Here is a 21,206-nt window from a genome sequence, read left to right on the forward strand (position 1 = left end):
AATGGCGGATAAGCTGACGGCAGGTAATCTAACAGCGAGCTAGGAGCAAAGCGAATCTGCTCCGAACGCATACAGCCTGCAGTCCATCACCATGTCGCCCAGATCCGCGGCATTTTTTATGTGCAAACGAAGCGGAGGAACCGTCCGCTATGATCAAACAAGAATCAAACAAGAACCCGTACAGAATCACCAGAGCAGACTATGAGCGATATTAATCAAACAGCAGAAAATTCAAGCAGTACCGTACTCGAAGCAGGCAAGCAGCATTTAATCCTGACTGGCGACCGCCCTACCGGTCCTTTACATCTGGGCCATTTTGTCGGCAGTTTGCGCAACCGCGTCAAATATCAACATGAATATCAGCAATACATCATGCTGGCCGACGCGCAGGCCTTGACAGACAATATGGATGATCCCGCCAAAGTGCATAATAATGTACTTGAAGTTGCACTGGATTATCTGGCAGTAGGTATCGATCCGGCTAAATCCACAATTTTTATTCAGTCGCAAATTCCTGAGCTGACAGAGCTGACTTTCTATTACCTGAATCTGGTCACGGTAGCACGTCTGGAGCGCAACCCTACGATCAAACAGGAAATCGTTTTGCGTAATTTCGAACGTGATATTCCCGCGGGATTTCTGACTTATCCGGTCAGTCAGGCCGCCGATATCACTGCATTCAAAGCGAGTCTGGTACCGGTCGGTGATGATCAGATTCCGATGATCGAACAGACCAACGAAATCGTACGTCGCTTTAACCGCCTGGCAAAAAAAGACATCCTGGTTGAATGCCAGGCACTCGTACCTGAAATCGGTCGTTTACCAGGTATCGACGGCAAAGCCAAAATGAGTAAATCACTCGGCAACACCATCAACCTCGGTGCCACTGCGGCAGAGATCAAAGCAGCGGTCAAAAATGTGTATACCGATCCATTGCATCTGCGTGTAGAGGATCCGGGGCATCTCGAAGGTAACGTCGCCTTTATCTATCTCGATGCCTTCGACACCGATAAAATCGCCCTGCAAGAAATGAAAGATCATTATGTGCGAGGCGGCTTGGGAGACAGTAAAGTCAAAGCTCGTCTTGAAGGTATCTTGCAAGATATGCTGGCGCCGATACGCGCCCGCCGCGAAGAGTTTGCCAAGGATCGCGGACAAGTGTTGCAAATCCTGAAACAAGGAACAGAAAGAGCAAGAGAAGTCGCAGCAAGGACTACCGACGAAGTGAAAGCCGCCATCGGTCTGAAGCACTTCTAAGCAATGACACGGGCAGGATACGCAAACAGCGATCCTGCTTTTTTTATGGACGTCCCTGCATGACAAAATCGCCCGCCAGCCGTTTATCAGATCTGCTGCCAGATCTGCTGCCAGATCTGCCGCAGGATTTGCCACCCAATCTCAGTCTGACATCCGCACGGGCCCTGCACCTCGCCGCTCAGGGCTTGCTAGAACCAAGACATCAGCCAGCAACAAAGCAAGATGTGTTGCAGGTGATTCGCGAAATGTCGGCGCTCCAGATCGATACCATCAGCGTCGTCGCCCGCAGCCCCTACCTGGTGCTGTGGAGCAGACTCGGTCACTACCCGCACACCTGGCTGGAAGAGTTACTCGAGGAAGGTAAGATTTTTGAGTACTGGTCCCATGAAGCTTGTTTTTTACCGATAGAAGATTACGGCTGGTACCGGCATCAGATGATCTCGCCGCATAAAATGGGCTGGAAATACAATCAACGCTGGCTCAGTGAAAATCAGGATCAGGTTACCCGCGTCAAGCAGCACATTAAGAAAAACGGCGCAACCCGCTCCGCCGACTTTGAACGTACCGACGGCAAAGCTGGCGGCTGGTGGGAATGGAAACCGGAGAAACGCGCCTTAGAAGTCTTGTTCACCATGGGCGACGTCATGGTCGCCAGACGACATAATTTCCAGCGTATTTACGACTTACGCGAGCGTGTTCATCCGACCTGGAAAGACAAGCAGCATCTCCTGTCGCAACAGGACTGCCGTCAACAGCAGGTACTGCGCGCCGTTCGGGCACTCGGCATTGCAAAAGCCAGTTGGGTTGCTGACTACTTCCGCATGGCCAAACTGGATCAGCGTATCCATCCCGAGACGCTGGCAGAACAAGGACTATTGCTAAGGGCAAGCGTCACCGGCTGGGACCAGCCGACATATGTCCATCCGGATCATGCCGGACTGCTGGAACGTGCGGTAGCAGGCACGCTCAAAACGACCAACACCCGCATCCTGTCACCTTTTGACCCGGTCGTCTGGGACAGAAAGCGCGCCATCGAATTGTTCGGCTTTGACTATAAGCTTGAATGTTATACGCCTGCACCTAAGCGGCAATATGGTTACTTCACCTTACCAATCTTACGCAATGGCGCACTGATCGCCAGAATGGATGCCAAAGCCCATCGCAAAGAAGGCCGCTTCGAGATCAAGGCGCTGCATCTCGAACCAGGCATCCGCATCAGTCAGGCATTAGCTAAGGACTTAGCAAAAGTCGTCGAGGAGTTTGCCAGCTGGCATGCCTGCAAGACTATTGAGATCGTTTATTGCAACTCAGAGCAATTGGGAGCACTGTTGGAAGCCTTATTGCGGGCCTTATCGGGAACCTCACTGGCAGTCCATTTTTGACGAAGTAATTTGATGACCCGTGTTGGTCACACAAGGAAAGCCGATGCCACCTATTCGCACTCTTCTGCTGACGCTACTACCAATGCTACTGCTGATCAGTACACCGCTGATGGCCGCGACCGCTGGTCGTCCGGTGCAGTTCCCTAGTCTTGATACCAGAGACGATACAGCAATTGAATTAAACGGCATTTTTTACTCTGCCAGCAATGACGGCGTACGTCCACTGGTCATTGCCTTGCATGGCTGCGGCGGTCTGTACAGCGCTAAGAAAGGACATGAGACTGACGTGCATCCCCGTCATCAGGCAATGGCCGAGCTGTTGCAGGCTCGTGGATACCATGTCTTGCTGGTCGATAGCTTCACCGCTCGCGGCGTACGATCGATTTGCACGACGCTCTACAAAACTCGCGATATCACACCAGACAATCGTCGTCTCGACGCACTAGGCGCCATGCTATGGGCAACCCAGCAGAAAGAGGTCGATCCACACCGTGTCGTCCTGCTTGGCTGGTCCAATGGAGGATCCAGCACACTGAATACCCTGAATCAACAACATCAGGACAAACTTAGCATCGCCCTGCCTGCCTTCAGAGCAGGCGTCGCTTTTTATCCGGGTTGCAGTGCTTATCTTAAAAAATCGTATCAGCTCAATAGCCCGCTACTCATCCTTGTCGGCGAGCTCGATGACTGGACGCCACCGGCAGCATGCCTGAGTCTGCAAAGAAAGCTGTCACCAGCACCGCTTAGCGTCAGCATTTATCCAGACTCCTATCATGATTTTGATGCCCCAGATCAGCCTATACGCTTACGCAAAGACGTCCCCAACGGCGCTCACCCCGGCATGGGGGTAACGACTGGCAGCAACCCCGTTGCCAGAGAAGCGGCGTATCAAGAAATGTATGAGTTTTTGGAAAAAAATTTGAGTATCAACAAACTTTAGCCAAAAAATCCACTTAGCTATCTCTATACATCAATGAGACTTGCGCAAAAACTAAAGCCTCTCACCCCAGAGGCACAGAAACACAGAGAACAGTAGGAGTACACGGCTCCATGGAATATCAAAATGAACCCGCAAGCAGAATGCGCCTTCTGGCACCAAATGCCTCTGGAAACCGCATATAGCCTGCGGCTTCCATTTGCATGGTGATAGGCATTGTCGTTTTGCGTAAGTCCTAATCAACATCCCGTGCAGATTCAAGCGGGAAAGAACACCTCAAAAAGTGTACCCTCGCCACCACTGGCTTGCGACACTTTGATTTTGGCGCGATGGTCGTTCGCAATATCACGCACGATAGATAAACCTAAGCCACTACCATTAGTCTGGTCACTGATACGGTAAAACCGGTTAAAGATTAATTCGTGTTCGGACTTCGTAATACCTGGACCCGAATCCTCTACAGCCAGAATCACCGCACTTCCTGAATTGACACAGCTTACGGTGATAGTGCCGTCAGCCGGTGTGTAGCGAACTGCATTGTCAATGAGGTTGTCAATCAGATCCCTGAGTAAAAAACGATTTCCGTCTATTTTGCATGGATGCAAGTCAAAACCAAGATCAATACTTTTCTTATCGGCTTCTTCTATGAAATGTTGCACGGACTCTTCCACTAACTTATCAAGCTGTACGACTTCTAATTGCGTCTGATTAAATTGGCCCGGTTCAGCGCGAGCTAATGAAAGAAATTGATTCGTCTGACGAATCAGCCGCTCGGTCGCAGACATCATGAGCTGAATCGAATGACTAGACTCTGGTTCAGTCCTGTAACGCTCCTGTAGCCATTCGATTTGCATTTTTAAACCAGCAAGCGGAGTCCGCAATTGATGTGCGACATTTGCTACGAAATCTCTCTGTCCGGAAGCCCCCACATCTACTTTTGTAAGCAGGTCATTGAGTGCATTCACCACTGGCTGCAATTCCAAAGCGACCTGATGAATATCAATCAGCGATAAGTCGTTATAGCTGCGGGAATTCAAATCTGATTGCATTTTTTTGAGAGGGAATAATCCTTTGGATATGGCAAACCAAACTATCGCAACAGACATGATTGCCAGCAATCCCTCCATAAATAATAAAGCGGCAAAAATCTCAGCACGAATATTATTCCGCCTTCTTTGCGTCTCAGCGACACCGATAAATACGGGTTTTCCATTAAGCATCGTCTTCAAAGAGATGACGCGAATATCTCCATTGCGCATCAATCCATCGTATGCCAAGGGTTCATCTAACTTCATAGACGTACGAAGTAATGGGAAATCCATGTCCCCGGCAATAGCTCGGCCATCTTCAGTCCGCACGATAAAGTAGATCGGGTCAAAATGACCGACACGCAACACTTGCTCCGCTTGCGGAGGCAGATCAATGTCGACCTGTTCATTTACAGTCTTAAGCCTGGGAACCAGAGCCCAGGCAGTATCGGTTAAGCCCTCATCGAAAGCGGCATTGGCAGGCGCCCAGGCCAGACGATAAATTAATACGGCACCGAGAATATTGGTAATGAGCAGTGGAGCGATTAACCATTTCAACAGACTAAAGCGAATACTAGAGCTCATCATTCGACTCTCTCTAACATATATCCAAAACCACGGATGGTTCTGATCGTGACTCCCGCATCTGCTATTTTGGAGCGAATTCGTGACACATATACTTCTACTGCATTTAATGTAATGTCCTCACCCCAAGGCAAGATTGCGTCAATAATCTGCTGTTTTGATACGACCCGCGATACTTGTTGCATCATATATTCCAACACGGCCCACTCGCGTACAGAAAGCTCGACTGTCTGACCGTTTACCCTGGCTCTTTTTGAGGTCTGATCCAGATGCAGACCAGCTAGTTGCAGAGTAATGATCTCTGGCACACTGCGCCTCACCAAAGCTTTGATGCGTGCAACTAATTCCGGTATCGCAAACGGTTTAACCAGATAATCATCAGCACCAAGTTCAAGCCCATGCACCCGATCCTGAATGGAGTCACGTGCGGTTAACAGCAATACAGGGAGCAAGTTACCCTGGCTACGCAAGCGGCGAACTACTTCGAAGCCGTCAATGCCCGGAAGACCAATATCTAGCACCATCAAGGAAATTTCTGATCTTTGTAATGCGACGAATGCATCCATCCCGTTGCTGACGACATCAATCGCCATGCCTTGCGCCTTGAGATGTTTGCAGATGCCATCGGCGATCACAGAATCGTCTTCTACTAATAAAACATGCATAAGGTATCCATTGAAGGAATAAAAAATCTACTATCAATTTATTTATTTTACTCTCTGGCCTCAAGCCGATCTGTCAGTTCTTCAATAATTTTGCTTGTCAGGATTTTGTCAGCTTCCTGTCATGTCTGCGACAGAATTGATCCGTATTCTCCGTCACAGTCGACAAATTGAATCATGATACCGATCGCGAATTTGACCGAATCCTGCGCCACGTGTGTGATTCAGAATATTGAGAAAAATGAAAATGTGTAAAAAAAAGTACCACAGCGCATATGTGCTGACCGCAATGGCCATCGTTTGTACGATGATGTTTGGCTGCAGTAAAGAAAATGCGCCTACACAAAAAAAAGAAATCCCCTCAGACAATAATAAAAATTCATTAATAAGAGAATCATCTTTAATACGTATTCCAGAATTTTCACCATTACGTAAATCTATTGTTGTTGCTGAAGTAAGCGAGCAGTCAATAGAAAGAAATATTCATGTTCCAGGATCAATTGAGGCAGATGCTGCCAGGTTAATTAAAATAACCCCGCCAGTCTCGGGTCGTATTATTCAAATGTACAAAACACTCGGCGATAGCGTAAAAATAGGTGATCCGCTATTTTCGATAGACTCCGCTGACATGGCACTGGCATATAGCGACGCCAGCAAAACACAGACGGCACTATCTCTGGCCAGGCGCAATCTGCAACGTCAGAAAGAGCTGGCAGATGCAGAGATCTCTGCCCGCAAGGATTATGAACAAGCGGAGAGTGACTTTTTACAGGCAAACAGTGACGCTGAAAGAACCCGTGCACGCCTGTCCCAACTTGGTACCAGCTTAAGCGCAGGCGCCGGTCATCATTATCAATTACGGTCACCTATTGCTGGCAAGGTCATTGAATTAACAGGTTCACAAGGTAGTTTTTGGAATGATGCGAATGTTCCTCTCATGACGATTGCCGATTTATCGACGGTCTGGCTAGTGGCGAATGTGCAGGAAAAAGATGCTTCGCTCCTGTTTATGGGGCAAACCGCCAAGATCATTCTTAACGCCTTCGATAACGATGTTGTTGAGGGGAAGGTTCGTTATATTGGCGACATACTCGATCCGGAAACCCGAACTATTAAAGTCCGCGTGGCGATTGACAATCGCTCCGGTCGATTTAAACCTGGTATGTTCGCCAAGGTGATTTTAAGCGGCTCGGCACATCGCGCCTCCGCCATTCCTTTGACAGCCTTAGTTCAGAACGGATTTAATACCCGCGTCTTTGTAGAGAAATCACCATGGAATTTTGAACCCCGTATTATTAAAACAGGCGCTCAAATAGGTGACAAGATAGAAGTCGTTTCCGGCCTCCAGTCAGGCGAGCGCATTGTGATCAAAGAGGGAGTACTTCTCAATGATTGATCATATCGTCAAAGTCAGTTTCGCCCGGCGCGGCATTGTCTGGTTAGTATTTCTGTTAGTCGGGCTGTACGGTATCTACTGCTGGAAACAATTACCCCTTGAGGCCTATCCCGATATCGCGGACACAACCTCACAGGTTGTGACGCAGGTATCAGGTTTGGCGGCAGAAGAAGTGGAGAAACAAATTACCATCCCTCTTGAGAGAGAGATTATGGGCACACCCGGCATGCATGTGATGCGCTCAAAAAGTACGTTTGGCCTATCTCTGATCACAGTGGTATTCCAGGATGGCGTAGAAGATTACTGGTCACGCCAACGTTTGCAAGAGCGTATCAGTGCAGTAGCCTTGCCTTATGGAGCTCAACCTGGATTAGATCCGCTGACGTCTCCGATCGGTGAGATTTATCGCTATACACTGGAATCAAAAAGTCGCGATTTACGCGAACTCTCAGAGTTGCAATTCTGGAAGGTCATCCCACGTCTGAAACAAATCGCAGGTGTCGCAGATGTGACTAATTTTGGCGGCATTACGACACAATTTTTATTGGAATTTGATCCCGACAAATTAAGTAAATATCAGTTAAGTCTCGCGCAAATCACGCAGACAATCAATGCTAACAACGCTAGTGCTGGCGGTAGTATTTTGAACCGGGGGCAGCAAGGATTTGTGGTGCGCGGCATTGGCCTGATCAACAATCTGGATGACTTAGGCAACATTGTCGTGAGCCAGAAAAATGGCGTACCGGTTTTATTGAAAGATCTTGGTGAAGTCAGACTAGGTAATCAGGAACGTAGCGGCATCCTTGGAAAAAATGAGAATCCAGATGCCGTAGAGGGAATCACTCTGCTTTTAAAAGGGCAAAATCCATCTAAAGTTCTGGAGGGAGTACATGCAGCAGTTAGGGATCTCAATGAGAATGTTCTTCCCAAAGATGTGAAGATCGTTCCCTATCTGGATCGCACCATGTTAGTCGATGCGACCCTGCATACCGTCGGTAAAACTTTGCTGGAGGGGATGTTCCTGGTGACATTGGTGTTATTGCTATTCCTCGGCAGTCCCCGGGCGGCCATCATTGTGGCAGTAACGATTCCGATGTCCCTGCTAACGGCCTTTATTTTTATGCACCATTTCAAGATACCGGCCAACCTGCTATCTTTAGGGTCGATTGATTTTGGGATCGTCGTCGATGGTGCGATCGTCGTCATGGAGCAAATTTTGCGGCGATTTGAGGAAAACGATGGCAAACCATTGACTGCCAGCATAGTCATGCAAACTGCCCTGCAAGTAAGCAAACCGATTTTCTTCGGCATGATTGTGATCATTACTGCCTACTTGCCCTTGTTCATGTTCCAGCGCATCGAATACAAGTTATTTTCGCCAATGGCATTTGCGATCGGTTTTGCCTTATTGGGAGCCTTGGTAGTATCTTTGACGCTTATACCCGGCCTGGCCTATCAAGCCTATAAAAAGCCGCGCAAGGTATTTCACAATCCGGTACTGGAAAAACTTGGTCAATTTTATCAACCGCTGCTGGAGAAAGCAGTCCATTCATCACGTCTGACGATACTGGCTTTTGCCTTTGCGTTTGCTGCGGTCGTTGCGCTGGGGGCCAGCATAGGGCGGGATTTTTTGCCTACTCTGGATGAAGGATCAATCTGGTTGCAAGTCACTCTACCACCCGGTATTTCGCTCGATAAAGCCGCCAGCATGTCTAATGAACTACGCCGTGCTACCTTAGAATTTAAGGAAGTGGCTGCCATTGTGACTCAACTGGGACGAAACGATGAGGGAACTGATCCGTGGACACCATCTCATATTGAAGTCAGCGTCACCTTACATCCCTACGACACGTGGCAATCCGGCTGGAGCAAACAAGAGCTGATCGAAAAAATGACGCAACGCTTTGAGCAATTACCAGGAACCCATGTCGGTTTTACACAACCGATGATCGATGGAGTCATGGACAAGTTGGCTGGCGCTCACAGCGATCTTGTCGCAAAAATCTACGGGAATGACTTTAAAGAATCTCGTCGTATTGCCAAAGAGGTCGAGGCGACTTTAAAAACAGTGCCTGGCGCAGAAAACGTCATCATAGAACAAGAGCCGCCATTACCTCAGGTCAGAATAGAAGTTGACCGTGCAGCAGCGGCAAGATATGGAATTAATGTCGCAGACATCACCGATCTGATTGGTACGGGTATTGCAGGTAAACCGATCGCTCAATTATTTATCGACGAACGCCACTATGATATTGGCGTCCGTTTTACTAAAGAATCGCGTAGTGATCCTGATGCATTAGGTAACCTCATACTGACTTCGTCAACCGGTGCCAAGATCCCTTTGATTCAGGTTGCGACTATCCGGCTGGATGATGGCGAAAGTACCATCACCCGCGAAATGGGCAAACGCCATCTGACTGTTGGTCTTGGTCTAAAGGGGCGCGACCTGGCCTCATTTCTTGATGATGCAAAAGAACAAGTGGAATCAAAAGTGAACTATGACCATGCCAAAATCCAGATTACCTGGGGTGGCCAATTTGAGAATCAACAACGTGCCCAAGCTCGTCTGGTGGTGATTTTACCTGTCGTCATCGCCTTAATGTTTATTCTCTTATTCGGACAATTCAGAAATTTGCGACAGCCCGCTCTGATTTTATTGGCGGTACCGTTGGGCGCTTTGGGTGGTCTTTTTGCACTGCACATGCGCGGTATGACTCTCAATGTCTCAAGCGCCGTCGGTTTTATTGCCTTGTTTGGCGTGGCGGTCATGGACGGCATTCTGATGGTCTCCAATCTGAATCGCCTGCGTAACGAAAGTAGTCTGACGCTTAAAGAAGTTGTATTGAAAGGTGCCCGTGAACGCTTTCGCCCCGTGCTGATGACGGCAAGCGTCGCGGCCTTGGGTCTGTTACCTGCCGCAATTGCCCATGGTTTGGGCAGCGACGTGCAGCGTCCGCTAGCAACCGTCGTCGTCGGTGGACTCATCACGGCAACGGGACTAACGTTGGTATGGTTACCGGCACTGTACTACCTCATAGAACAACGTCTCGCGAATAAAACGGCGGCCATCAGCGTCGCCGGTAATCAGAACACCGCAATAGAGCAGCAAGGATAAATCATGCAATTCACCCCTGTTCCACTAAAACGTCTGATCGCTGCTTTCGCCTGCATACTCGGATTGCCCCCTGCTGTGCATGCACAGACTAAGCAAATTAATTTACAACAGTATTTATCAGCGGTTGCCGCACATAGTCTTGATTTAGAAAGTCAGCAAGAATCAGTCTATGCGGCAAAAGCCGGTATTACGATTGCTGGCCTGAGACCCGATCCGCAACTCACAGCCGGGATTGACTCCAAAGAGCTGTACGGACCAAACAAACCCAATGCAGCGATGACGTCAATAGCGGGGATTGCGTTCACGTTAGAAACCGCAAATAAACGGGATGCCAGAATTCAATCAGCAAAAAGCAATGTCCGTGTAGCGGAAGCAAGTGTTGCAAGCTTCAAGCGACAATTATTCACCGACGCGTCGACAGCCTTCGTCGAAACATGCCGCTCCTCCGCTGTACTCACCCGCCGCCTGTCTAGTCTTCAGGCAATGCGCGACATTGTTCGCATCAATGAAATTCGATACAAGGCGGGCGATATTGGCAAGCTTGAGTGGATACAATCCAAACTGGAAGCCGATCGATTTAATAGCGATGTCGTCACTAGCAAAGCCGATAGCATGAGCGCTGAATTAGCCTTATCTAATTTCTTGGGCAAGCGCTATGCTGATGTTTTTCCTGGAACAAGCTTATCGTGTGAATTACCTGACAACCGGGAATTAGACGAGGCAGAGAATTTACTTCGTGATGCCTTAGAAAAACGCGATGACGTGCAACTGGCTAAGTCCAATATTGACAATGCCCGAGACAATGTCGAGCTAGCAAGAGCAAATCGCTGGATTGATCCTGTTGTCAACGTGAGCATCAAGAATACGCCAAGAATTTATGCTATTCAAAATGCTGGTGGTATCGTCACGAACTCACCTGCGGAACGCTCCAACACGCTAGGTCTGACAGTGACGATCCCTATCCCGCTATCCAGAACACAAAGCGGAGAGCTTCTACAGGCACACTCAGCCTTGTCGCAAGCAGAATTACAGCTAAGATCGGTTAGGTTAAAAGCAGAAACCGATGTACGGTCTACCCTTATGCAATATCAGGCGGCCGCTCAAAATCGCCAACAATATAAAGAGCATGTATTAAGTGATTCTGATCGCGTGTTAGAGGGTGTTCGTACTAGTTACAAAAAAGGCTCGGCATCAATGCTGGAGCTTCTTAATGCTCAACGTAGCGCAGACGATATTTATCTTGGATATTTGCAAGCGGAGGCTAATTTAGCGAACACGAAGATCAAGCTATTACAAAGTATTGGTGATGTGTCATCAAATTGATGGCTCAAAAATATGTTTCTTCCAATTTGACCTCAACAGATTCTTCCGCTAAGAAGAGAGCTTCTAAAAACCTTGGTGGATTCACTTCGCAATGAAGAAAAGTCAGAAAAAGGACGTTGTAGAAATCTTCCAAAAACCGACCCCGCATTGTTCATGCGGGTCATGGACCAATAATGAGCCAGAAGGCGCATGTAGCTTGCGGATTAGCTTTTCAATTTCACATAGTAATTGGAGAAAATTACCGCACCAGCGCCTTGATCACTGGCCATTGCCGGCGGGAAATCGGTAAGCGTTCTTCACAATCGCGCATGATCACTTGCCAGGATTCGGAGATTTTTTCGTTTTCGCTATCGGCGTCGACGATCGTGGTGGCACGCTCCACGCCTACGATCGCATTGCGTGCGACCAGAGCGTTGCGGTGTACGCGGACGAGCCGGTCTGACATTTCCTCTTCCAGTGAGGTCAGCGATTCCTCGAGCAGATAGTTGCGCGCCCTGGTGTGGATGGTGACGTATTTTTGCTCTGCCTTTAAAAATAAAACATCGGCAACCGGCACCAGCAAAACGCGATTGCGCTCCAGTACAGAAAATGCCTGCCGCCTGGTCGGCAAAACAAGTGCGGGTTGTGCCAATACGGCATCCGCGGAGGCGTTGATGACCTGTCGTAATTCGCTGACCCGGCGAATCGCCTCGGCCAGCCGGGTAGCACGCACGGGCTTGAGCAAATAATCCATGGCGTGAACTTCAAACGCTTTCAGCGCGTACTCGTCGTAAGCAGTGACAAAAATAATCGACGGCGAGGCGATGGACTGCCCTGATGACGAAGCTGATTTTTTTGATTCCAGAGCTCGTTGTTGCAAGTGCTGCGCCAGCTCCAGTCCTGTCATGCCGGGCATCTGCACATCAAGCAATACGATGTCTGGCCGGAGTGTCTGTATGCCATCTAGCGCAGCTTGCGCTGTGCTGGCCTCACCGAGCAAATCACAGGGACACTCTGCCTGAATATCCGACAATAAGATTGTCAGCCTTTGTCTAGCAGGCGCTTCGTCATCGACAATAAAAAGGCTGGGCTTGGTCATTTTTTATACGGAAAATACAACTGCACTACGAAGTGATCATTGATAATTTGATTCGTCATTTGCGACTCAATGTCATAAAGCAGCAGCAAGCGCTGCCGTATATTATCCAGTGCCATGTGATTGCCACCGGGCACTGCCTGATCCGCATGAAAAGGATTGCTGATACGGATTTCTATTTTATCTAAACTACGCTGTATGGTAATACTGATCAAGGCCGTAGTCAGAGATGGTTCCACACCGTAATGCACCGCATTTTCCAGCAAGGGTTGCAGTAACAGGCTCGCAATCTTAATTTCTCGCAATTCTTCCGGTGCCAGATTCACAGTATCCCACTCCACATGCAAGCGGTCGCCGAGCCGGATTTTTTCTATCGAGAGATATTGCTGGCATAAATCAATTTCTTCTTTCAAGGTGGTAACGTCGCGGGTATCCCGCATCAGGACGCGAAACAGATCGGCCAGATCCTCCAGGGCAGTCTCGGCACGACGCGGCTCCGCGCGGATCAGCGAGAGCACAGCATTCAGGCTATTAAATAAAAAATGCGGCCGAATCCTCGCTTGCAAGGCTTGCAAACGCGCTTCTCCCAATGCAGGAGAGAAGGCGCGGCTGCGTAATTCAAAATAGTGCTGGAACGCGAGCCCAAACATAAAACACAGAATGACCGTAAAAACATCACTCAGATGCGGAAAACTAAAAACAAACCATTCAAATGGCTCCAGAGCACGTAACAACAACACGGCGACTAATGCCGGTACCAGGCCGCATGCCAGGCGTTGCAGCCATGCCGGCGACTTATCACGCTGAGGATCCAGCTCGGCAAGACGGCGCACGCCGCAGAGTACAAATAGTGATAACAGACTGATCATTTCAACCAGCATGGCGGTCTCGATGAATTCCTGCAGATTCAGCAGCCAGCCCTGCCCGCGCGCCAGCAAGCCCAGCAACACAGCAACGTTCACGACGATCAGGACACGGAATACGATGCCAATATTGCAGCAATCAGGAATCAAGACATCCGCCGACGTGTACTTTGTTTGTTCATGCATAGGGAAAACCGCCTCGGTGTTTTATAATCAAGCTTCACGCACAAAACCCCAGCCGCGTTACATCTCCTCGCCATACACATTTCGTATAGCCCTTGTCGATGCTCCGTGCTGGAACTGTGTTGCGTAAGCCCTTAATCTGGATATCCGTCGAATGTACATCGACTCGCTTTTCATTAACTTTCTGCTATGACATCACAATTCTCTAAAAAAAGCGAGGCATGGTCTGCCCGTTTCTCTGAACCTGTCTCTGATCTGGTAAAACGTTACACAGCATCGGTGTTCTTTGATAACCGCATGGCATCCTTCGACATCCTGGGCTCTCTGGCTCACGCCGAAATGCTGGCTACCCAAAAAATTATTACTGCACAGGATTATGCCGATATCCAGCGTGGCATGGCGCAGATTCAGGCAGAAATCGATTCCGGTAAGTTTGAATGGCTGCTCGATCTGGAAGACGTTCATCTGAATATTGAAAAACGTCTGACCGAATTGGTTGGCGATGCAGGCAAGCGACTGCACACAGGCCGCTCACGCAACGATCAGGTTGCAACCGATATCCGGCTGTATGTGCGTGCTGCGATTGATAATATCGTTGGTCTGCTCGGCGATCTACGCTCTGCCCTGCTGGATCTGGCAGAGAAAAATGCCGATACGATCTTGCCCGGATTTACTCATATGCAGGTCGCTCAGCCAATTACCTTTGGCCACCATATTCTGGCGTATGTCGAGATGTTCAGCCGCGATGCTGAGCGCATGATTGATTGTCGCAAACGGGTGAATCGCCTGCCGCTGGGTGCGGCGGCGCTGGCCGGCACGACTTTTCCAATTGACCGTGAACGGGTAGCACAGACCTTGGGTTTTGACGACGTCTGCCACAATTCGCTGGATGCGGTATCCGACCGTGATTTTGCAATTGAATTCTGCGCCGCATCGGCTTTGATCATGACACATATCTCACGCATGTCAGAAGAACTGGTGATCTGGATGAGTCCGCGAGTTGGCTTTATCGATATTGCGGATCGCTTTTGTACCGGCTCATCCATCATGCCGCAAAAGAAAAATCCTGATGTGCCCGAATTAGCTCGCGGCAAAACAGGACGAGTCAACGGCCATCTGGTCGCCCTGCTGACTCTGATGAAAGGCCAGCCGCTGGCCTACAACAAAGACAATCAGGAAGACAAAGAACCTCTATTCGATACCGTCGATACCATCACGGACACGCTACGGATTTTTGCCGATATGGCAGGCGGCATCACCGTCAAACCAGAGGCGATGCGCGCCGCCGCATTGCAAGGCTATGCAACGGCAACCGATCTGGCAGATTACCTCGTGAAACGTGGCCTGCCATTCCGTGATGCACATGAGGCAGTTGCTCATGCAGTCAAAACCTGCGTCGATAAAGGCTGCGATCTGAGCGATATGAGTTTGCAAGATTTACGTGCTTTTTCACACCTGATTGATGATGATGTGTTCGCTGTACTGACGCTCGAAGGCTCGGTCGCCGCACGCGACCATATTGGTGGCACGGCACCCAATCAGGTCAAAGCAGCAATCGCACGCGCTCGCAGCAAACTCCTCGCTTCATAGCAGACATAATTGAGTTAATTAGCATCAGCCAGACTCAAAAACATTGACGCAAACCCGAACCTCAGCGGCTGCGTCCAGTCACACTCACAACAGGTGTGCGAGACAAATAGTCCATTACACCTGTTCCTCATATCTCACACTGAGCTCCCCGCATTGACTCGCTATAAGCAGAGTCAATTTCCTTGCATCAGGATTATGCTGAGCTACGGACAGCGATCAAACAGACCCTAAGTAGAAATACGGCTTTTGTCTCTTTCAGCCCCAAAACAGACATCATCTGAGCACCAGATGCTTGTCTGCAAAAAGAAATGTCTTATACTTGCCCCGACCATAAGAGGATGCAGTAACTCATGCAATCCATAAAAATTTAAAGACTAAAGGGAGACACCTTATGCGCTTACTTATCGCTTTCGCGAGACTCATTGACGCGCTCAATGAAAAAATCGGTCAGGCAGTTAGCTGGGCATTGTTAGCTGCCGTGCTGATCTGTACGGGCAATGCTCTGATACGCTATGCCTTCAATATCAGCTCAAACGGATGGCTGGAAATCCAGTGGTATCTATTCTCAGCGATTTTCTTGCTCGGTACCTCAGCGACCTTGCGCAGGAATGAGCACGTCCGTATTGACGTCGTTGCAGGCCGTTTCTCCAAGCGCACGCAGGTCTGGATCGATATTTTTGGTTTCGTATTCTTTTTATTGCCGATGGCAATTCTGATTCTGTACTTCGCTGCACCTTATGCCATGGAGTCAATACGTAATCAGGAGATGTCAAGCAATGCTGGCGGCCTGATTGTCTGGCCCGCAAAATTACTGATCCCTACCGGCTTCCTGATGCTGACATTACAAGGTATTTCAGAGCTCATCAAGCGTATTGGCTTCTTGCAAGGCTTGATTGACGCCAGCGAGTTCGAAAAACACGCGAGCACGCCAGCAGAAGAAATTGAGGCGATCAAAGCCGCCAATAATCTCAAATAAAAAAGCATAGCGGAGACAATACAAATGACGGCATTTATTATTGCGAACATGGCACCGATCATGTTCGCCACTCTGGTGATCTTTCTGTTATCGGGATTTCCTGTCGCTTTTTCTTTGGCGGCGAACGGTTTATTTTTTGGCTTTCTCGGAATTGAGTTTGGTCTGATCAAGCCTGAGTTGCTGCAAGCCTTACCGAACCGGATTTTTGGCATTATGTCGAATGACACCTTGCTGGCGATTCCTTTCTTTACCTTTATGGGATTGATTTTAGAGCGTTCGGGTATGGCGGAGGATCTGCTCGATACCATCGGTCAGTTATTCGGCCCGCTGCGCGGCGGTGTCGCATATGCCGTGATTTTCGTCGGTGCCTTACTGGCAGCGACCACTGGTGTAGTTGCCGCATCGGTGATCTCGATGGGTTTGATTTCCTTACCGGTCATGCTGCGGTATGGCTACGATAAAAAAGTTGCCTCCGGCGTGATTGCAGCCTCGGGAACACTGGCGCAAATCATTCCGCCTTCGCTGGTCCTGATCGTGATGGCAGACCAGTTGGGACGCTCTGTAGGCGATATGTATCAGGCCGCTTTTGCACCGGGTTTATTGCTAACCTTAATGTATGCCGTTTACATCCTGATTATCTCCATCGTCAAGCCGCAATGGGTACCGGCATTGCCGCCAGAGGCGCGTAATCTGCGTCAGCCAAACGGCGACAGCGGCGTCTTGTCCTTGCTGGCCTTGATCATGGTTAGCGTCGGAGCAAGTTTTACGTTTGCCAAATATTATGGAACGACACATCCAGAGGCCGCAACCGATGAAGTCGGTATTTATTCCGCAGGCATAGGGATTGCCGGTGCGTTTGTTCTGGCGCTGATCAATCGCAAATTAAAAATCGGCTTGTTGTCCAAAATGGCTGAGCAAGTGGTTTTTGTTCTGATCCCGCCGCTAGCATTAATCTTCCTGGTACTCGGTACTATTTTTGTCGGCATTGCGACACCGACTGAAGGTGGTGGTATGGGCGCATTTGGCGCGATGGTACTGGCGATTATGAACCGCCGTCTATCCTGGGATCTGGCCAGGCAAGCAATGAATTCGACCTCACGCCTGTCCTGCTTTGTGGTGTTTATCCTGATTGGCTCTACCGTGTTTTCGCTGGTGTTCCGCGGTGTCAATGGCGACCTGTGGGTTGAGCATTTATTAACCTCCCTGCCAGGCGGCAATACGGGCTTCCTGATCGTGGTCAATATCCTGTTCTTCGTGCTGGCATTCTTCCTTGATTTCTTTGAACTGGCGTTCATCCTGGTGCCGCTAGTCGGCCCGGTGGCAGAAAAAATGGGGATAGATCTGATCTGGTTCGGTGTCTTGCTAGGCGTGAATATGCAAACATCATTCATGCATCCACCATTCGGTTTTGCCCTGTTTTATCTGCGCTCGGTCGCACCGAAAGAAGTCAAAACATCACACATATACTGGGGTGCCGTACCTTTCGTAGTTGCTCAGGTGGTGATGGTATCGCTGATTATTACCTTCCCTAACATTGTCTCCGTCGATAAAAAATCGAATATGAAAGAAGAGGTGCAATTAAATATTCAGGCACCGGTTGATAACGGTGAGGTAACTAACTTGCCGCCGGGAGCCAATAATCAGGAAGAGGAAAAACAAGAAGAAGCCCCAACGCCAAAGTTCACGCAATAAAAAAGCTTCCACAGTCTCATCGGATATTCAAACCCGCTACGGCGGGTTTTTTCTTTATCCCTTGCCAGCAGTAGATCATGGATAACGAACGGACACACAATCGACACGGCAAGTGCTCAATCACATGCTATGCTGTTCATCTGAATATATTAGTATTTGAGTGGCACAGGCGTGACGTCACGCGTAAGGTGTAGCAAGCAATTTGCATGCACTCAATAGTGAAAAGTAAGAACTACTTAACATACCCTAAGGCATCATCACCTGATTCTATGTTGATCAAAAAATCTTTTCCGCTATTACGCCTGCCAGTTTTACTGACGATCAGCATCTTTACGACCGTATTACTGACGGTTTTTTCGTTACTGCTTCTGGTCAGCCATTTCGCTTTTAATTACGCGCAAAAAGAAGCGGAACAACGACTGCAGCAATTAGCGTGGCAAATGCGCGACTCTCTCGACCTGGTCATGCAAAAAGCCGTCGGTGATGTGCAACTATTATCCAATCTCAGCCAGGTAAAAGATGTCCGCGATCTGACGGAGACAAGAAAGCTGCTGAACAATCTGCAAAAGACCTTTCCTTCATATGCCTGGATCGGTCTGGCAGACCCTAAAGGCTCAGTACTGGTCGCAACACAAGGCCTGTTAGAAAATCAGGATGTCAGCCAGCGTCCCTGGTTTAAGAATGGACAAAAATCCCTCTACACAGGCGACTATCATCCGGCGCTTCTGCTAGAAAAAAAGTTACCTTACAGTGTAGAGCCATGGCGATTTGTCGACGTATCAATTCCCATCACAAACTCAAGCGGTACCTACCGCGGTGTAATGGGCGTTCATCTGAGCTGGGCATGGGCGAGAGAGACAGCACACAAGCTGCTCGCGCCTGTCGATAGCCAATATGCCGTAGAAATATTGATTATCCGTGAAGATGGCGCTGTGATCCTAGGGCCAAAATCGATGGAGGAAACCAAGCTCAGCCCCGGCATCCTGACTCATATTAAATCTAAAGTAACCGGCACGACATCTGAACGATGGGCCGATGGTAAAGACTATCTGATTGGCTATGCACAAACAGGTCAGAGCAACAATTATCCAAGTCTGAACTGGACCGTCTTAGTGCGCCAGAGCGAGTCACTCGCGATGGCAAATTCATACCAATTACAAAAAAATATTTTGCTACTTGGTGGCCTGCTCGGACTGGTGATGGCGGCACTGGCCTCTTTCTTGTCGCGCCGCTTGTCAAAACCGCTGAATCTGCTGAGCTCTGCCGTAGAAACCCGGGCAGCAAATCAACTGCCCTCCACGATTCCTATCGTCTATGGTTTTCATGAGGCACATTTATTATCGGTCACTTTATCCGACATGGTCGCAGCACAGGAAAATAGCCGGCTCGCACTTGTGGATATTAATGAAAAACTGGAATCGACCGTAGAACTCCGGACCAGAGAAATCGCCAGAAAAGCGCAAGAACTGGAGCAATCCTTACTCCGACAGCAAAGCGCCCAAAACAGGCTGCAAGCCATCGCAGACAATCTACCTTCGATCATCACTTATATCGATGCGAATGAGCGCCATGTATTTGTCAATGCTTATATCAGTACGATGTACGATGCGCAGCCAGAAGAGCTACTGGGCAAAACTCTGCGTGAGATTAACGGGGAAGAACGCTATACGGAATTTTCTCCTTACATTAAGGCAGCGCTAGGTGGTGAAGCGGTAAGTTTTGAAAGTAATCGTATTGTGGGTGGCATCCCGCACTCTTACCAGTTCAACTACATACCGGCAAAAAATCAGGCAGGCGATGTCGAAGGTTTTTATGCAATGACATTTGACATCACCGAAAGAAAAAAAATTGAATTAATGAAGAGCGAATTCGTCGCCACCGTCAGCCATGAATTACGTACACCGCTGACATCAATCAACGGTGCATTGCGCCTGATCGGCGCCGGACTAGCTGGCACACTGACTGAAAAAACCAAAGACCTGATCGCCATTGCATCTCGCAATTCAGAGCGCTTGTTACGACTCATCAACGACATTCTCGATATTGAAAAAATCGAATCCGGCAGTATGAAATTTGAACTACGACCTACCGAATTACAACCGATTCTGCAAGATAGTATCGCTGCCAGCAGCTCATTTGCCGAACAATATGGCGTGACATTACGCGCAGAACCAGATTCGTCCGATCAGCAAAATTCCATGATCAATGTAGACAAAGACCGGCTCACGCAAATCATCATTAACCTGATCTCAAACGCGATCAAATTTTCAACCGCCGGTGGTGCTGTGAGTGTCTCATTAAGTAGAGTGAATGGTATTGCCAGAATCGCTGTGAATGATCAGGGTTGTGGTATTCCCAAGGATTTTTATAATAAAATTTTCCAAAAATTCTCCCAGGTCGATGGCTCGAACATCAAGAAAAAAGGCGGCACCGGATTAGGTCTCAGTATCTGCAAAACCATGGTGGAACAAATGCACGGAAAAATCGGCTTTGAATCAGAAGTCGGTGTCGGCTCTACGTTTTATGTTGAGTTTCCTGCAATCTGAGCAAACGCGTACCTGTATCCCTAACTGACTATTACTTCATGAAAAAAATCTTACTCTTGCTATGTATCTTACTTAGTGCCTGTGTCACACGGCCAGACAATGTCGTACCGGTTGAACACTTCGATACTGGCAAATATCTTGGCAAATGGTATGAAATTGCACGACTGGAGCATTCGTTTGAGAGGGGCCTGAGCAAAGTCAGTGCTGAATATAGCTTGCGTGACGATGGCGGCTTAAAGGTGCTCAATCGTGGCTTTAATACAGCGGACAATGTCTGGAAAGAATCCATAGGCAAAGCCTACTTTGTACAGCAGGCAGATCAGGGATTTTTAAAAGTTTCTTTTTTCGGTCCGTTCTATGGTTCTTACATCGTATTTGATCTGGATCCGAACTACCAATATTCGATGGTCAGCGGCCCGGACAAGTCCTATTTCTGGTTACTATCCCGTACACCGAGACTAGATCCGGCACTTCAGCAACGCTTACTCGATAAGGCGAAATCTCTCGGATTCGATACATCAAAACTGATCATGGTCAATCAAGAATAAGCATGACATCACCTGATACGCTATCGCTCAGGTAATAAAAAACCGCAC

The 21,206-nt window shown here is 48.7% G+C and carries 15 protein-coding genes; 11 read left to right on the forward strand and 4 right to left on the reverse strand.

Annotation, left to right across the window (positions count from 1 at the left end; genetic code table 11):
- Positions 1–201 precede the first annotated feature (201 nt).
- Genes trpS through ACO0K4_RS07195 form a run of 3 tightly spaced genes read left to right on the forward strand, consistent with a single transcriptional unit; the run spans position 202 to position 3,579 of the window.
- Entirely contained in the window at positions 202–1,257 is a 1,056-nt protein-coding gene (gene trpS / locus ACO0K4_RS07185) for a tryptophan--tRNA ligase (RefSeq protein ID WP_422955950.1), read from the forward strand.
- 59 nt (positions 1,258–1,316) lie between these two features.
- Positions 1,317–2,639 (forward strand): winged helix-turn-helix domain-containing protein, encoded by a 1,323-nt coding sequence (locus tag ACO0K4_RS07190; protein WP_422955951.1) that lies wholly within the window; start codon positions 1,317–1,319, stop codon positions 2,637–2,639.
- Between the two features lie 43 nt (positions 2,640–2,682).
- Positions 2,683–3,579: a dienelactone hydrolase family protein gene (locus tag ACO0K4_RS07195; RefSeq protein WP_422955952.1), complete on the forward strand. Its 897-nt coding sequence runs from the start codon at positions 2,683–2,685 to the stop codon at positions 3,577–3,579.
- 254 nt (positions 3,580–3,833) lie between these two features.
- On the opposite strand, the gene ACO0K4_RS07200 is transcribed toward ACO0K4_RS07195, so the two are convergent.
- Positions 3,834–5,162: a sensor histidine kinase N-terminal domain-containing protein gene (locus ACO0K4_RS07200; RefSeq protein ID WP_422955953.1), complete on the reverse strand. Its 1,329-nt coding sequence runs from the start codon at positions 5,160–5,162 to the stop codon at positions 3,834–3,836.
- Positions 5,163–5,188: 26 nt separating this feature from the next.
- The gene (locus ACO0K4_RS07205; protein WP_422955954.1) at positions 5,189–5,854 is read right to left on the reverse strand and encodes a response regulator transcription factor; all 666 of its coding nucleotides are present in this window, start codon (positions 5,852–5,854) and stop codon (positions 5,189–5,191) included.
- Positions 5,855–6,092: 238 nt separating this feature from the next.
- Between ACO0K4_RS07205 and ACO0K4_RS07210 the strand changes: the two genes are divergently transcribed.
- From ACO0K4_RS07210 to ACO0K4_RS07220, 3 genes are read left to right on the forward strand one after another with little or no spacing between them, the layout of a single operon-like run.
- A complete protein-coding gene (locus ACO0K4_RS07210) occupies positions 6,093–7,247 on the forward strand; it encodes an efflux RND transporter periplasmic adaptor subunit (protein ID WP_422955955.1) in 1,155 nt (384 codons plus the stop codon).
- Positions 7,240–10,362: an efflux RND transporter permease subunit gene (locus ACO0K4_RS07215; protein ID WP_422955956.1), complete on the forward strand. Its 3,123-nt coding sequence runs from the start codon at positions 7,240–7,242 to the stop codon at positions 10,360–10,362. Before ACO0K4_RS07210 ends, ACO0K4_RS07215 begins: the two co-directional genes overlap by 8 nt.
- 3 nt (positions 10,363–10,365) lie before the next feature.
- Positions 10,366–11,685, forward strand: coding sequence for a TolC family protein (locus tag ACO0K4_RS07220; protein ID WP_422955957.1), 1,320 nt, complete (start codon positions 10,366–10,368; stop codon positions 11,683–11,685).
- A 238-nt stretch (positions 11,686–11,923) separates the two neighbouring features.
- On the opposite strand, the gene ACO0K4_RS07225 is transcribed toward ACO0K4_RS07220, so the two are convergent.
- The gene (locus tag ACO0K4_RS07225; RefSeq protein ID WP_422955958.1) at positions 11,924–12,763 is read right to left on the reverse strand and encodes a LytR/AlgR family response regulator transcription factor; all 840 of its coding nucleotides are present in this window, start codon (positions 12,761–12,763) and stop codon (positions 11,924–11,926) included.
- Positions 12,760–13,809, reverse strand: a complete 1,050-nt coding sequence (locus tag ACO0K4_RS07230) for a sensor histidine kinase (RefSeq protein ID WP_422955959.1) — start codon at positions 13,807–13,809, stop codon at positions 12,760–12,762. The genes ACO0K4_RS07225 and ACO0K4_RS07230 overlap by 4 nt, the downstream gene beginning before the upstream one ends.
- Before the next feature lie 186 nt (positions 13,810–13,995).
- Between ACO0K4_RS07230 and argH the strand changes: the two genes are divergently transcribed.
- The 5 genes from argH (at position 13,996) to ACO0K4_RS07255 (ending at position 21,158) form a co-directional block, all read left to right on the forward strand.
- Positions 13,996–15,396, forward strand: coding sequence for an argininosuccinate lyase (argH, locus tag ACO0K4_RS07235; protein WP_422955960.1), 1,401 nt, complete (start codon positions 13,996–13,998; stop codon positions 15,394–15,396).
- 391 nt (positions 15,397–15,787) lie between these two features.
- Positions 15,788–16,372 carry a TRAP transporter small permease subunit gene (locus ACO0K4_RS07240; RefSeq protein ID WP_422955961.1) on the forward strand — a complete coding sequence of 195 codons (585 nt, stop codon included), beginning with the start codon at positions 15,788–15,790 and terminating at the stop codon, positions 16,370–16,372.
- 24 nt (positions 16,373–16,396) lie between these two features.
- Complete coding sequence (locus tag ACO0K4_RS07245; protein WP_422955962.1) at positions 16,397–18,064, forward strand: TRAP transporter large permease; 1,668 nt, start codon at positions 16,397–16,399, stop codon at positions 18,062–18,064.
- Between the two features lie 269 nt (positions 18,065–18,333).
- On the forward strand, positions 18,334–20,610 hold the full coding sequence (locus ACO0K4_RS07250) for a sensor histidine kinase (RefSeq protein ID WP_422955963.1): 2,277 nt from the start codon (positions 18,334–18,336) through the stop codon (positions 20,608–20,610).
- 38 nt (positions 20,611–20,648) lie between these two features.
- On the forward strand, positions 20,649–21,158 hold the full coding sequence (locus ACO0K4_RS07255; RefSeq protein ID WP_422955964.1) for a lipocalin family protein: 510 nt from the start codon (positions 20,649–20,651) through the stop codon (positions 21,156–21,158).
- Positions 21,159–21,206: the final 48 nt, after the last annotated feature.

Source organism: Undibacterium sp. RuTC16W (assembly GCF_049339445.1).
GTDB lineage: Bacteria > Pseudomonadota > Gammaproteobacteria > Burkholderiales > Burkholderiaceae_D > Undibacterium.

Excerpts from the sequence above, each read along its gene's own strand:
- trpS (WP_422955950.1), top strand. The coding sequence starts at position 202 with ATGAGCGATATTAATCAAACAGCAGAAAATTCAAGCAGTACCGTACTC.
- ACO0K4_RS07190 (WP_422955951.1), top strand. The coding sequence starts at position 1,317 with ATGACAAAATCGCCCGCCAGCCGTTTATCAGATCTGCTGCCAGATCTG.
- ACO0K4_RS07195 (WP_422955952.1), top strand. The coding sequence starts at position 2,683 with ATGCCACCTATTCGCACTCTTCTGCTGACGCTACTACCAATGCTACTG.
- ACO0K4_RS07205 (WP_422955954.1), bottom strand. The coding sequence starts at position 5,854 with ATGCATGTTTTATTAGTAGAAGACGATTCTGTGATCGCCGATGGCATC.
- ACO0K4_RS07210 (WP_422955955.1), top strand. The coding sequence starts at position 6,093 with ATGAAAATGTGTAAAAAAAAGTACCACAGCGCATATGTGCTGACCGCA.
- ACO0K4_RS07215 (WP_422955956.1), top strand. The coding sequence starts at position 7,240 with ATGATTGATCATATCGTCAAAGTCAGTTTCGCCCGGCGCGGCATTGTC.
- ACO0K4_RS07220 (WP_422955957.1), top strand. The coding sequence starts at position 10,366 with ATGCAATTCACCCCTGTTCCACTAAAACGTCTGATCGCTGCTTTCGCC.
- ACO0K4_RS07225 (WP_422955958.1), bottom strand. The coding sequence starts at position 12,763 with ATGACCAAGCCCAGCCTTTTTATTGTCGATGACGAAGCGCCTGCTAGA.
- ACO0K4_RS07230 (WP_422955959.1), bottom strand. The coding sequence starts at position 13,809 with ATGCATGAACAAACAAAGTACACGTCGGCGGATGTCTTGATTCCTGAT.
- argH (WP_422955960.1), top strand. The coding sequence starts at position 13,996 with ATGACATCACAATTCTCTAAAAAAAGCGAGGCATGGTCTGCCCGTTTC.
- ACO0K4_RS07240 (WP_422955961.1), top strand. The coding sequence starts at position 15,788 with ATGCGCTTACTTATCGCTTTCGCGAGACTCATTGACGCGCTCAATGAA.
- ACO0K4_RS07245 (WP_422955962.1), top strand. The coding sequence starts at position 16,397 with ATGACGGCATTTATTATTGCGAACATGGCACCGATCATGTTCGCCACT.
- ACO0K4_RS07250 (WP_422955963.1), top strand. The coding sequence starts at position 18,334 with ATGTTGATCAAAAAATCTTTTCCGCTATTACGCCTGCCAGTTTTACTG.
- ACO0K4_RS07255 (WP_422955964.1), top strand. The coding sequence starts at position 20,649 with ATGAAAAAAATCTTACTCTTGCTATGTATCTTACTTAGTGCCTGTGTC.